This window comes from Flammeovirga sp. OC4 (genome assembly GCF_000812565.1).
In the GTDB taxonomy this organism is placed as follows: Bacteria; Bacteroidota; Bacteroidia; order Cytophagales; family Flammeovirgaceae; genus Flammeovirga.
In genome coordinates, this window is the sequence record NZ_JTAM01000027.1 from 69,418 (window position 1) to 84,454 (window position 15,037).

Sequence of the window (15,037 nt, forward strand, 5' to 3'; positions counted from 1 at the left end):
AAAAATATATTTTTAGAGGTCGGCTATTTATTTAGTCGACCTTTTTTAATTCCTTTATTCCAAGATAAGAGTACGAGTTTTTATTATTATCTTTTGGGCTGAAAGAGAGGATATCACTCATCACTAGAGTGCGTAAACTCGTCTTTCCACATTCCTAACATCTTCCTAAACATTCAAATTATGTCAGACAACAAAACTAGATGTGAATGGTCTACACATCATCAAATCGATCAAGATTACCATGATGAAGAATGGGGTGTCCCTGTTTATGATGACCGAAAACTTTTTGAAATGCTATGCCTTGAAGGACAACAAGCAGGAATGAATTGGCATATGATATTGCTCAAAAGAAAGAATTATCAGGAATTGTTTGAAAATTTTGAAGCAGAAGCTATCGTTGAATTTAATGATGACTATGTTGAAGCTTTAATGCAGGAAAAGGGAATTATTCGAAATAAATTAAAAATAAAGGCAATTATCAGTAACGCTAAAGCCTACCTGAAAGTAAAGGAAGAATTTGGCACGTTTAAGGAGTACATTTGGCAATTTACAGATCATAAAGTGATCCAAAATAATTGGAGAACAATGGAAGAAGTACCGACTAAAACAGAGATTAGCGACCGAATGAGTAAAGATTTAAAGAAGAGAGGTTTTAAATTCGTCGGGAGTATTACATGTTATGCTTATATGCAGGGAGTAGGTATGATCAATGATCACACTGTAGATTGTTTTAGACACAAAGAAGTGCAGAAGTTTGCTCGCCCAAGAGCTTAAATATTCTCATTCTTAATACTCAATTAGAGATAACTATCAAGAAGCATTTCTATAAATTTTAAAGGTATTTACTCCCAAACTAATAGAATTGAAAATATACTAATACGTAATCAGACTATGGTAATTTTGGATCATTTAGAAATCAGGAGATTTTTGATGATCTGAAGGACACGAATGACGCTAACGCTTACATTCGCGCCAGTGAGCTTTCTACTCTATTCATTGTATAGTACTTCCCAGCCTTGAAGGGAAAAGCGTTAAGAATTTCATAAATTGAACCGTTAAAAATGATTTTCTTGTTTGAGCAAAGCGAGTTTAAAATCATTTAGGCGAGAGTAATGGAATTTAGCTTTTGTGTTCAAAGCCTTGAATTTTTTGCTTCGTTTTTGTTTCAAGACAAAAAAGAAGAAGGAAGCTTGAAAGTAGATCGTATAAATGCTTGTAGAAAGACCTATTGAAAGTTGACGATAATTTAATACATTAAGCTAGTATTCCACGGTAAAAGGCAACACCATTTTTTGTTGTACGGGTTTACCGCTCTGTTGAGCAATCATCCATTTTGGAGAGCTTTTTAAAATAGTGATCACTTTATTATCGACACTACTGTCAATACCTTTTAAGATTTTGATATCTTCTAATTTACCGTATTTATTTACAATGAATTCTACGAATACCTTCCCTTTTTGAGTTGATGTATTGGATTCGAAAGTAGCATGAAACCAACTGTAAAACTCCCCCATACCTCCCGGATATGATGCTGAAGTTTCGGGCATTGCATAAATAGTATCGGAATCTTCAGCAGAAGCTGTTTTCATTTCATGATCCAATAACATTGAAAGCTCGTTAGCATGCATTCTCAGTTCATCAGTCATTGGGTAATTGTACATTTCCATCACCTCATTCTTTGCTATATCATTTAGATTTAAATGATGATGAGCCAAAGATCTAATGTATTGAATTTCCGAAGTAGTTCTTGGAAGTAATGCTATGATTTCGTCTGTTTTGATCAATGCCTTATCGTACTCTTCATGCTCTAATAATTCATAAGCATAACGAATATAGTCCTTCGAAATTTCCTCTGGTGTTGATTGAGCCAATATCTTAAGAGGCGACATGACTATGATAAGTAGGAGTAGTAGAGTCTTCATTGTAAGAGTATATAGCTTGTGAATATATAACGTGTTGCTTGTAGTATTATTATATATCTGAATGTGTACGTATTATGTAAATAAAGTAAGAAGTTCACCTATTTGCAAATTTAATCTTCCCTCCACTTTATTCTGTACGATAAACCTCCTTCTACAAACCATGACTCTGATGCAACACCTCCAAATAAATCCAACATAAAGTCATTATTGATAAAAAAAGAAAAACCTCCATCAACTCCTGGCTCAAAATCATTCAAATTACCATAAAGCTCGATGAATGCGCCCCACCTTTTCCCCAAAGAAGCGGAGAAATTAAAAGTAGCTGGAACTAAATAGGTAGAAATTCCTCTTCTTGGAAAAGTCACACCTACATTCATATTATACGCTAGCCAATTATTGATTTGATTTCGGGTGGCTACATTCATCAACATACCTGCAGAAGATCTTTTATAATCATCATCTACTAACCTTGAAAGTACTCTTCCTTGAAAAGCCATACTTGGAATCCATCCATCATTTTCTAATACACTATATTTAAAACCTAATTCAGTAGCACTTATACCTTCAGCAACTACCGAAGTTTCGCCTTGTGTTTTTGCTTTATCTCTACGGTAAATTACCAAAGCTTCCAAATCAAACCTCTCACTTAAGGCGAGCCTTAAGAAAGTATTACTATTGATGTTACTACGATCAACATCCCCATCTTTTTCTTCTGTATAATTAAACCCTGTTTGTAACTGAAAAACATGTTTTCCTAGAGTAGTTGCACTGTAAGTTTGACCAGGTCTATCCGAAGAAACTGTTTCACTAAATTGAGCATAGGAAATATTTGAGATGGAGAGAAAGAAAGATACAAGAGTAAGTATTTTGTAATTCATAGTATTTAAGATGATTGCTTATTATAAATTAACTAAAACAAAATACTCTTCTGAGGCTCTCATCTTAAAATGAAATAAAAAGAAAAGATAGTGATATTCTTGAACGATGAATCATTCGGAATATCAAGTAAATAATCTGAGAAATGCTTTCTTAAAGTGATAAAAAGACAATAGGCTACCCTAAAACAGAGTAGCCTAAAGACTAAACTAACGTGGAAAAGCTATTATAGCTTAACTCAACAACTGAAGTATTACCTCTTCAATTGAATTTATTTGATTTTTACGATTCGAATATTATCGTATTTAATGTCTAACATAGGGATTTCCTCTCCCTCTGGATCATCTGCATTTTGAAGGGCAAAACGAATCGGTTGTCCATCAATGTCTGCAACATTTCCAACAGGTGCCCCTGCACCTCCTGAATAACGGAATAACTCAATTGGAATTACAATCGTTTCCCAACCTTCTGTTTGGAAAGGCTCACGATCGCCAGTAAACTCCCAATACCTTGTCATATCTTTGTTGATTTCCCATGGTTTCCATAAGTAATGAGGGCCATTATCACCAATAAATTGCATTTGAATTCTACCACTATTTAATGGAGCCCCAACATTTACTTCAAACTTAAGAGCATAATCACTAGCAGACCCATCCAAACCTTGACCTGCATAACCATTCATGGCGATTACCCAATTATTATCCCACCATGAACCTGGAGTAATTGGTGAATCTTGATAAGTATGTACATAAACACCGTCTAAACCATCTTCTGTTTTAAACGCTCCAGGACCAACTCCCCAAGAGAAGATATTAAGGTCATCAAAGTTACATACCATACCTGTTTTATCATTGAACATAAACCTTGGAGCTGTAGATGAAGTTCCTGAAGCCGTTACTACTTCCACTGCACCTGCCTCTGTAACACCATCAGGCACCGTAAGTGTCAGAGAAGTCGCCTCATCATTTACATTAAGTCCTGTAGTTACTTCTATTCCACCTGGGAAAATTACCTTTTCAACAAAATAGAAAAACTTTCCTGATAACTTAAATGAATCACCTGCTTTCGCGAATTCATTACTTATACTTTCAATAGCAGGTGCAGGAGGTAATACGATTAAGTCCCTCTCAATCATCCCGTTACTTGTCGTTACCACTAGTTTGTTTGAAACTGAACTATTTGTGGCTACTGTAGGAACATCATCAGGAACAGTTACAATCACACTACCATCTGTAATGTATACCGGACTTAAGAACAATTCCATATCGTTTAAGGTCACCTTGGCTGTCGACCCTAAACCTTTACCCACAATGGCAATAACTTCACCCAATCCTACTTCTGCTAAATCTTGATCCGCTAAATCTGGGTCGGTATATCTTACCATTGAAATTGCTGGTGCATCCTCTGTTTCATTTGTACAAGAGGAGAATAATCCTTGCATTACCAATGCAACAATTATATATATTGGAAGAAATAATCTTCTCATAATGTTTTTAATTTTAGTTTACTCGAAATTATATTCTACTGCTGCCTCTTTTAATAAAGGGTTGTTCACCACATCAGCTTCTGGATAAGGCATAATCAAATCTGACTCAATCACATTATAAGTTCTTGATTCTAAAACAGGGGTGCCATCTGTCCAGCTAAATGAACCTCTTTCTTGTGTTGAAAGGTAATCTACAACTGCTTGAGGATCATAAAAGCTCCAACGTGATAGGTCGTACCAGAAGTGGCCCTCCATTGCAAATTCTACACGTCGCTCATTAAAAATATCCATCCAAGTGATGGCTGACTTTGCATCAAGTCCAGCTCTCTCTCTTACAGCGTTATAATATTGTAATGCATCAGCATCTGAAGTAAAAGCATTATTGCCCATTGCTGCTTCAGCATAGATTAAGTAAACCTCTGAAAGTCTTAGCATATAAGTGTTTAAACTTGTACGCATAAAAGCTACTTGACCATCGTTATCATCAGGAGAACCTACTACATATTTTTTTACAGAAGAAGCCGCTGGATAAGTCTCTAACTCATAAAGGTATCCACCTTCACTTTTCATTAATTCAGGATAGAAATCACCTTTATACATAAAAGTTGCTTTTCTTCTTTCATCACCTACTTCATACAATTCTTTGATACTAGGAGCAGCTCCACCGCCACTACCCCAGCCATCACCAACACCTGTTAGTTTTCCCTCTGGAGCAAGGTAAGCTTGATGTGTATTTTGAGTACCCCATCCTCCATTAAAAATCCATTGGAAGGCAAATAAGCTTTCAGGGCTGTTATTGTTTTCAATCTTATACAAATCTGCGTAGTTGTCCATTAATTCCAATCCACTTAGCCTGATTACTTCTCCTGCATGTAACTTGGCCATATTTAAATCATCCTGACTACGGCTCCCTGTTTGTCCAACACCTGATCTATACAAATAAGCTTTGGCTAACATTCCTTTTGCCGACCATTTTGTGACTCTACCTGGTTCGTCTGTTTCAGGAAGGTGATCAGCTGCGAATGTTAAATCATTGATGACGAATTGGAATACGTTACTTGTTGTATTTTTAGGGATAATCGGATTACTGATTAACGGTACATTATCCTCAATGATAGGCACTTCTCTCCACAACAACGCTAATTGTAAATAGGCAACCCCTCTCATAAAACGTGCTTCCGCAATTGCTTGATTTTTAGCTTCCATAGGAATGCTCTCATCCGCTTTTTCATTTACATTACGAATCACACTATTGGCTTGTCCTACAACCGTAAAAAGTGATCTCCAAGCTTCTGCCAAAACGTAGTTTGTACCTGTAACTGCAAATCTCCAGAATGCATCATATCCTGCATCATTGGTAGCAAAATTACCACCTCCACCGTCACCGATCGCAAAGTTTGCTTTGTCATTGTAATCAAACCATACTACATTATATAAACCTGCCGTGGCCATTTTCAATTCTTTCTCTGATTTGTAGAATGAATCTTCAGTGATAGCATCTTCGGGTGGACGGTTTAGGAAATCTTCACTACATGCCACTAAAGTTGTTGCTGCAATGAATAACACTATATATTTTTTAAAATTCATTTTCTCGATGGTTTAGAAGTGTACGTTTAGTCCCAATGTATAGATTCTTGGTGATGGGTATTTACCATTATCTACATTCTTTAAAATCAAGCTTTGGTTGTAGTTTCCTACATCAGGATCATAGCCTGAATAATTAGTGAAAGTATACAGGTTCTGGAAGTTCATATACACTCTCAACTTCGTTAAATGTATCTTATTCAAGACGTGTGATGGCAAGCTATAACCTACTGATAAGTTTTGGATACGTAAATAAGATCCATCTTCAATGTATCGGTCACTGATTCTATTGTTCGCATTCGGGTCACCCGATGTTGCTCTTGGTAATGAAGCTCCTGGATTAACAAGCGTAACACCTTCAATTGAATTATCATTGCTTGATAAAATAGCTCTGTCCTTCACGGTAGCTGATTGGTTAAACGCTCCTGTTAATTCCTCTGTAGTACGTTTTGTATAATTAAAAATATCACCTCCTACACTTCCTGTCAACATCAAGTTAAGGTCAAAACCTTTCCATTCTACAGTATTATTGATACCAAATGTAAAATCAGGGTTTGGATCACCAATAAGTGTAATGTCCTCTTCGTTAATCACGCCATCGTTATTGATATCTTTAAACTTCAAGTCACCAACCCATGTACCACTCAATCTGTCAATCTTATCTGATTGTTGTGCGTGGTTCTGAACATCTGCCGCATCTTGGAAAACACCCTCTACTTGATAACCATAGAATAAACCAATAGGTTGACCTTCACTAGATCTTGTGATACGGTCTCTACCATATTGTACTGCACCATTGATTGTTGCACCACTTGTAGAGATAATTTCATTTCTATTCGCTGTAAATGTGATTCCTGTAGACCATTTTACAGCACCAGTAGTATTAATTGTATTCAATGTCACTTCCACACCTCTGTTTGTCATTTCACCAATGTTTGTCGTTGGTGCTTTTATCGAACCTGTTCCTTGAGAACCCATATACATCGGTAAAGGAAGATCCATTAAAAGATCTGTTACATTTTTTTGATAGACTTCAGTAATTAGTTCTAATCGGTTCTCAAACATTGCCAAATCAATACCTAAGTTGACTGATTTTGATGTTTCCCATTTCAATAGAGGGTTTGCGTAATTGGCAGGTAAAAGACCTATCCCCCACTTTGTAGCGTAGTTCGTTAAAGCAGTACCATAACCGTAACCTCCTATATCTTGATTACCTACTTCACCATAACCTACTCTAAATTTCAGATCACTGATTTTGTCAACATTTTGCATAAAGCTTTCGTTTTTCACTTTCCAAGCAAAAGCAAAAGACGGGAAGAAACCCCACTTATTTTCTGGGCCAAAATTAGACGATCCATCATAACGGAAAGTAGCTGTAATCATGTATCTATCTAAGAAATCAATATGTCCACGACCAAAATAAGAGGCTAATGCATGACTTCCTTTGTAACCTGCATTTTGTGCTGTTTCTGCATCACCAGCATTAATTTCTGTAATATCGTTTGTCACGAAATCAGTTCTGAAGGCCATTAATCCTTGCCATGATGCCTCTTGTGCTTCTTGGCCCAACATAGCACTTACTTTCACCTTATCGAAAGACTTGTTATAAGTCAAGAAATTGGTCAATACCCAGAATTTATTTTGATCAACTTGTCTTCTACTTTTGTTGACGTTATTGACTACAGCCCCAATTTCATAAGTAGGATCAAAACCATAGTTGTTGGTAATGCCAAAGTCATAACCTAATTTTGTTGTAAACTTAAGATTCTTATGCAGGTCAATTTCAGCGTTGAGGTTACCAAAGAACTTCATTCTTTCTAAACTCATATCTCTTAGTTCTGCTTGAGCTACAGGATTAAGAAAGTTAATGCCGTCTTCTGGTCTTGGTCCTCCCCATGTGCCATCCATATTTTTCACTGGAATATCAGGACGTTGTCTTAACGATAAAGAGATTACACCGTCAATATCATCATTTAATGTAATATTTTCAGTGGTATTACCAAAGTTGACAGAAGCTCCTATCTTAAACCAATTCGTTGCCTTATGGTTTACGTTCAATCTACCTGTTAACTTATTGAAACCTGACCCTACCATAATACCTTCTTGGTCCATATAACCTAATGAAGTTGCAAAGTTCGTCTTGTCATTACCTCCTGTTAGACTTAGGTTGTGGCTTTGCATTGGGGCAACTCTAAAAATTTCATTTTGCCAGTTTGTACCTTCTCCTAATAAAGAAATATCTGATAAATAAGGATCACTGCTTCTGTTGTAATCTCTATCGATTTCCTGCATATAAGTTGCAAACTCTCTCAAGTTCAAAACATCCAATTTCTTCGGAACTTCCTGAAGTGCATAGAAAGTATCATAAGCAATATTCGTTTTACCTGATTTCCCAGATTTTGTCGTAACGAGTATTACACCATTAGCTGCTCTCGAACCATAAATTGCCGTTGCTGAAGCATCTTTTAATACTTCAATTGACTCAATATCATTATTATTGATTGTTGATAATGGACTCACTGCTGTTTGTCCATCACCTCCACCTGCCCAGCCAAATCCTGAACTTGTGCCTTGTGCGTTACCTGAAAAAGGAACACCATCAATCACATAAAGAGGTTCTGAAGAGCCAAATGAACTTGCTCCACGAATGTTCACTGATACTCCACCACCTGGCTGTCCAGAGTTTTGAGTAACAACTACACCAGCAGCTCTACCGATCAACGCTTGGTCCATTGACGTGGAAACTGTATTCTGAAGTGCTTCACCTTTTACAGAAACTAGAGAGCCTGTTAAGTCAGACTTTTTCATTTGGCCATAACCAACCACCACTACTTCTTCTAATTGTTCTAAATCTGCCTCAAGGCTTACGTTAATTACATCAGCGCTTCCTACAACTTTTACCAGGTCTTTATAACCTACATAGGTAAACACTATTTCTGTAATTGGTGTACTTGATGCCAACTTATAATTTCCATCAAAATCTGTAACGGTACCGATTGAAGTACCTTTGACTACTACGTTTACACCCGGAATCGGCGATTGATCATCAGCATCAAGGACTTGTCCTGTGATCACCCTTTCTTGTGCGTATAATTGAAGAGAACACAACAAGGATATAAGAAACATCAAAACTTTTATGTTTCTTTTTGAGTTGTAATACTGCATGTTTGTTTTTTTGATAAGCGATAGTATTTCATTTCAAAGGACATTGAATAAATAGAAGAGAGTGCTAATCTCTATTTATATTAACTGTCCTACCTTTCGTATAGAAACTAAGAAAGGATTTAAGCTCAATTGTCGTCTTATAGTATTACTATACTAATATAATCTTATTCCTCATTTTCATATTTGTAATAATTAAAAAAGAAAGTGTTGTAGTTATAAAAATGACAGATTATATAGTTGTTATTACTATTTCTTTTATTACTTAATGTAAAAGAGTAAGGTCTTGCTATTTCATACTTCTAAATTTTAATGTGTAAGAGATAAATAGAACAGCTGTTAAAATTTCATATAGCAATGTTAAGGAATACTACCCCTCTACCTCAAATAAAATCAAATTCAATTTTACGATATTTATACTACATTATTACTACTAAAACACCTTAAAAAACTAACAATCAATTACTTAAACCTCTCAAAACAAATACTACATTTAATAAAAAAACAAACTTAAAAATACGTTAATTTTCAAAATAGATGTATTTACAACACTTATGTAAAGAATCATTATTTAGAACCTAAAAGATAAAAAAAGAAGAATATCACTTAAATAAATTTCTCATCACATAAAAAAAGGTAGTAATATATAAGTTATATCACTACCCTCTCTTATGTTTTATAATAATTAAAGTTCTTATTTACCCCAACCGAAGAAACAATGACCATCTTTATTATATCTCTCACTGAAAGAGAAGAAGAATGATGCTTCCTCAGCGGCATTATCATCTGAATCAGATCCATGTACAACATTTCTGTCTGTAGATTTTGCAAATCTTTTACGAATTGTACCTTCTTCCGCTTTTGATGGGTCAGTCGCACCGATTAGTTTACGGTAATCTGCTACTGCATTCTCTTTTTCAAGCACTGCTGCAATCACTGGCCCTGATGTCATGTATTTTACTACATCTGGGTAAAAAGGTTGATCGGATAAATGACGGTAAAACATTTCTGCTTGTTTTGTTCTTAGCCTTACCATTTTCATAGCTTGAATTCTGAAGCCTGCCTCATGGATCATTGTAAGGATTTCTCCAATGTAGTCTTGGTTTTCTTCACCGGGTTTGATCATAGTAAATGTGAAGGTACCTTTTTGTGGAGCATAGTTGTCTTGAAACATATGTTTTTCGTTTAGTGTATTATTATTTTGGCCTACAATTAAATGTTCTTCTATTGATAGATAGTCTCTCATTCAATTACTCTAAACAAACTTATATTAAAGTTCCTTTCTACACAAGAAAAAAAAGCTAGAAACAAGGGCTTATCCTTATTTCTAGCTTCCTATATTTTGATTTATACAACCTCCTAAGAGAATTTTAGTAGTCTTGCATCTGAATTAACTTGGCATATGCTCCTTCAGATTCACTAATTAAATCATTATGGTTACCAATTTCTGCAATCTGCCCTTCTTCCAACACTGCGATCTTATGAGCATTACGAATTGTGGATAGTCTGTGAGCAATAATCAAACTTGTTCTTCCTTCCATCAATGTTTCTAACGCCTCTTGCACCAACTTCTCAGATTCGATATCCAAAGCTGAAGTTGCTTCGTCCAAAATTAAAATTGCAGGATCCTTTAAAATAGCTCTTGCAATGGCAATTCTTTGACGTTGCCCACCAGAAAGCTTTACACCTCTTTCTCCTACCAAAGTTTCCATTCCCTCTGGGAAAGATTGAATAAATTCAAGGGCATTGGCTTTGCGAGCGGCATCGATAATTTCAGCTTCAGTAGCTTCAGGATTACCGTAAGCAATATTTTCAGCAATAGAACCTCCAAATAATAACACCTCCTGAGGAACAACACCTACATGCTGTCTAAACCCAATCAAATTATAATCCTTTGAAGATACACCATCAATCAACAAATCTCCACTATCAATTTCATAGAAACGTTGTAATAAATGTGCGATAGTTGATTTTCCACCACCTGATTTACCTACTAGTGCTACTTTCTCTCCTTTCTCAATCTCAAGGTTAACCCCTTTTAGAACTTCAATTTCTTTACGAGTTGGATAAGAGAACTTAACATTTTTGAAACTGATTTTCCCTTTTAATTTTGGAATGGTTTCTTTATCAATTTCATGCTCTGAATTTGCTGCTAAAATTTCCTCCACACGGTCAGTAGCACCTACAGCTTTTTGAAGAGTGCCATAAATATCTCCAAGCCCTGCCAATGAACCTCCAATGAACATTGTATAAAGTACAAATGTAGTAAGGCTACCAATTGAAATTTCACCTACAGAAACCATATAAGTTCCATACCAAAGTACGCCTAAAATACCACCCATCAATACAAAAATGATGAATGAAATAAATGTACCTTTATAAGTGGCTGACTTCAACGCAATATCTACTACTTTAGATAAATTGTTTCCATACCTTTTAATTTCAAATTCCTCGTTAGCAAATGTCTTAACAGTCCCTATTGATTGGATCGTTTCTTCTACAACAATATTTGCTTTTGCCAATTCATCTTGAGTGCTTTTAGAAAGCTTTCGAATGAATTTACCAAAAATGATTGCGAAAACAATTAAAATTGGAAAGCTCAAAATCATGATTGAAGATAACTTTGGGTTTTCATAAAATAAGATGGAAACACCAAAAACCAATGTAGCAATTTGTCTAAATAGCTCTGCTAATGTAGTTGAAAACGTGTCTTGTAATACCGATACGTCGGAAGTAATTCTACTGAACAACTCTCCAGAACGGTTTTTATCATAAAATGACATTGGAAGTGACATAAACTTCTGATAAAGTGTACGTCTAATATCAGCAATGGCATTTTCATTTACTTTTGCAAAAAAGTATACTCTTAAAAATGAAAATATACTTTGAAACAATAGAACCCCCATTAGAGCTAAACCTACAGATTTTAAATCTGGTAGCCATGAAACAGTCACTTTTCCTTGTGCTGTATCCATCAATACTCCAATCAATTTGGGCAATGCCAATAAAATAGTGCTAGAAAAGAAAAGGCTAATTAAACCTAATGTAAAAACACCTTTATAAGGCATCATAAACCGAAATATACCTCTCAGTTTTTTTATACTTCCCTTGTCTAAACGCTGTTTTTTCTTCTCTCCAGAATCTTTACGCGCCATGTTTCTAAATATTCCCAAAACAATCTTTACTTAATACCGTCTGCAAAAGTAATTTAAATCACCAATAAAATACAAAGCAAGCACTTATTAATGCTAAAAAAGCTTCATTTTTTAACGATGAAGCTTTTTTTAGAAATATTAATCATTGTTTTATCAATGAAGTTTGAGTAATTCTTTTGAAAATTAATATTCAGAATCGGTCTCTACGGTAAATTCTCCTTTCTGATAACAGCAAACTACTTTATTTCCTTCAATATTAGTTTCTAACTTCACCGGGAAATCAGACCAAAGCGTACCAATATGCTGCATTGTTTTGTGAACGTAACTTAGTTCTAATTCTCTTCCATCAAATTCATGCACCAATTGCAAAGTGTTATTTATAGGTGCAATGCCTTTTACTTTGATGATCGGAATACTTCCCGTACCGGTTTGAGCAATCAAAGTATCACGTACCTCTTTCCAGCCTTTCATATCGTCTGAAATATTACTTACTGAAATCTTACCATGATTTCTTTGGTATTCAAAAAGCCCCAGTTCTTCCATCAACTCTCTTGTTAAGAAACGTCTTAAAAATGAGACATCTCTATCCACTGCTCTAACTTCAAATATTTGAGGATTGATTTCATACTCAAACATGTCTTTTTTCCCTGCCAAATGGGCCATAATATTAAAACCGATATGATAGGGATTTAAACCTCCTACGTGCGGACGAATCACCTGATTGTGAGAACGGATGAAATCTACATGCATAGACGGCGGTAACTTTAGTTTATGCAAAATGGTATAATGCCAAAAACTTGCCCACCCTTCATTCATAATTTTGGTTTCCATTTGTGGAAGAAAATAGAGCGTTTCTTCTCTAACAATATTAAGAATATCTTTTTCCCAATCTTCAAGAAAGCGACTATTCTCAATCAAGAATAAAATCAGATCTTCTGATAAAGAGGGAATAAACTCTTCTTCTGTTTCTTCCTTTTTTAACTCATCCCAATACGACCGATCTTTGTTTAATGCTCCATAATAATGGCTTTTTTGTTCTTCTTCAGATAATCGAATAATTCTTTGATTTCTATCCACATGAAAGCTAATAGCATGTGCAGCATCCAAAATTCTTTCCACACCTTTATAACCTATACTTGGTGTTTCTATGTAAGAGCGAATTCGATCGGCATGTAGTTTAAAGTTTTCTAATACGAACTCTGGCTTCGTATGAGAAAAATTAATATTGTTTTTAAAAAAGTCATTATGGCCATAAACATGTGCCATCACTAAAATTTGCATCGACAAAGGATTGTCAATCATCAAATAGGCCAAACAAGGGTCTGAGTTAATCACCATTTCATAGGCCAACCCTTGAGCTCCCATTTTATAAAGTGTATTTTGTTTTTCGAATGATTTTCCAAAACTCCAATGAGGATATCTTGACGGCATACCAACATAAGATTGATAGCCAATCATATCGTGGTAATCACACACCTCAAATTCCTGAGGATAATAATCTAATCCACATTCCTGTGCTATTTCCTCAATTTTATCATTCCAACGGGCTAAATCATCTAAGGACCAATCCATATTTTGTTATATTTTAAAGAATTAATGATTGATCATCGGTCTGCTCATTAATCCATCATTGTATTACTTCTGTCTTTGTTTAAGAATTTCTTAAGTGCTGGCCAAACAGATTCTTTTGACCTCATTCTTAAGGAAACAAAGTTTTCTTCTTGTATTTTTTTGAACTCATCCAACATCGTTGACCAAGAGTATCCCATGTCTGGCTTTATTTCGCCATATCCAAATAGGTTACATACTTGGGTTAGTTTTTCGGCTGCTTCAATAGCTGCTTTGTTATCGGATGCAAAATTATCTCCATCAGAGCAATGAAATGCATAGATATTCCAAAGTGCTGGATTAAAACGATCTTCTATGATATCCAATGCTTTAATATAAGCTGAGGATATTTTTGTTCCTCCAGACTCTCCTTTGTGAAAAAATTCATCTTCTGTCACTTCTTTCGCTTCTGTATGATGTGCAATAAATACAATCTCTGTATTCTCATAACGAGATTGGAGAAAAGTATACAGCATAAAATAAAAGCTTCGAGCAAGGTATTTTTTAGTCTGATCCATAGAACCGGAAGTATCCATCAAACACAATATCACAGCGTTTGAATGTTCTTCAACGTCTACTTGAAGCCTTCTATATACAAGGTCATCATTATGAAATGGAAAAGTTTCATCCGAATTTTTCAAAGCGGCACTATCCACCCCTTTTGCTTTCATTCGCTTAATACGATTCATCATCGTCTTCCGCTTCGACAAACGTGCCCTGATTCCTTTCTTTTGATAACCGACCAACTTCCGAAGCACTTCAGTTTCAGATTGGAAATACTTTTTCTGATCCATGTCTGGGAGTTCCAAGTCTTCAAACATCAATTCTACAGCTTCTTCCAAGGAAATTTCTGTTTCATAAATATCCTCACCTGCATCTTCTCCTGCCTCTCCTTTTCCCTTTCCTTTTTGTGGAGCTGATTGGTCTTGAATCACCTGACCTTTTTGTTCCTTTCCAGTCCCTTGAGCCACCCCTTTTCCTTTATTGGAACCGTATACAAATCGGTACTCTTTTAAACCTCTGATTGGAACTTTTATTTTCTTATCTTTTGATTGACCAATGATGGATTCATTGGCAATAACATCAGAGATACCTTTCTTGATTTTGTCTTTGACTAATTCTTTATGCCGCTGACGGTCTGCAACAGATCGGTCTCTCTTCTGCTTACTAAATTCTTTAAAAATAGCCATACTTCACTAAGTTTAATCCTAAATTTCAAAAAATGGGAAGAGCATGTTTTCTAA

10 protein-coding genes are annotated in these 15,037 nt (G+C 35.4%); 1 reads left to right on the forward strand and 9 read right to left on the reverse strand.

Features of this window, described 5'->3' with window-relative positions:
• The first annotated feature begins 180 nt into the window (after window positions 1-180).
• Window positions 181-774, forward strand: coding sequence for a DNA-3-methyladenine glycosylase I (locus tag PL77_RS16045; RefSeq protein WP_044207389.1), 594 nt, complete (start codon window positions 181-183; stop codon window positions 772-774).
• A 485-nt stretch (window positions 775-1,259) separates the two neighbouring features.
• Here the strand turns inward: PL77_RS16045 and PL77_RS16050 are convergent, their stop codons facing one another.
• From PL77_RS16050 to PL77_RS16090, 9 genes are all read right to left on the reverse strand, one after another.
• Window positions 1,260-1,922, reverse strand: coding sequence for an energy transducer TonB (locus PL77_RS16050; protein WP_082026582.1), 663 nt, complete (start codon window positions 1,920-1,922; stop codon window positions 1,260-1,262).
• A 110-nt stretch (window positions 1,923-2,032) separates the two neighbouring features.
• The gene (locus tag PL77_RS16055; protein ID WP_044207394.1) at window positions 2,033-2,800 is read right to left on the reverse strand and encodes a transporter; all 768 of its coding nucleotides are present in this window, start codon (window positions 2,798-2,800) and stop codon (window positions 2,033-2,035) included.
• A 269-nt stretch (window positions 2,801-3,069) separates the two neighbouring features.
• Window positions 3,070-4,284, reverse strand: coding sequence for a glycan-binding surface protein (locus PL77_RS30700; RefSeq protein WP_156152399.1), 1,215 nt, complete (start codon window positions 4,282-4,284; stop codon window positions 3,070-3,072).
• An 18-nt stretch (window positions 4,285-4,302) separates the two neighbouring features.
• Window positions 4,303-5,871: a RagB/SusD family nutrient uptake outer membrane protein gene (locus PL77_RS16065; protein WP_044207397.1), complete on the reverse strand. Its 1,569-nt coding sequence runs from the start codon at window positions 5,869-5,871 to the stop codon at window positions 4,303-4,305.
• A gap of 12 nt (window positions 5,872-5,883) precedes the next feature.
• Window positions 5,884-9,033, reverse strand: a complete 3,150-nt coding sequence (locus tag PL77_RS16070) for a TonB-dependent receptor (RefSeq protein ID WP_044207399.1) — start codon at window positions 9,031-9,033, stop codon at window positions 5,884-5,886.
• Between the two features lie 691 nt (window positions 9,034-9,724).
• The gene (ndk, locus tag PL77_RS16075; protein WP_371199229.1) at window positions 9,725-10,276 is read right to left on the reverse strand and encodes a nucleoside-diphosphate kinase; all 552 of its coding nucleotides are present in this window, start codon (window positions 10,274-10,276) and stop codon (window positions 9,725-9,727) included.
• Window positions 10,277-10,400: 124 nt separating this feature from the next.
• The gene (locus tag PL77_RS16080) at window positions 10,401-12,185 is read right to left on the reverse strand and encodes an ABC transporter ATP-binding protein (protein ID WP_044207401.1); all 1,785 of its coding nucleotides are present in this window, start codon (window positions 12,183-12,185) and stop codon (window positions 10,401-10,403) included.
• A gap of 183 nt (window positions 12,186-12,368) precedes the next feature.
• Window positions 12,369-13,757, reverse strand: a complete 1,389-nt coding sequence (locus PL77_RS16085) for a SpoVR family protein (RefSeq protein WP_044207403.1) — start codon at window positions 13,755-13,757, stop codon at window positions 12,369-12,371.
• A 47-nt stretch (window positions 13,758-13,804) separates the two neighbouring features.
• A complete protein-coding gene (locus PL77_RS16090) occupies window positions 13,805-14,983 on the reverse strand; it encodes a DUF444 family protein (protein ID WP_044207405.1) in 1,179 nt (392 codons plus the stop codon).
• Between the last annotated feature and the right edge of the window lie 54 nt (window positions 14,984-15,037).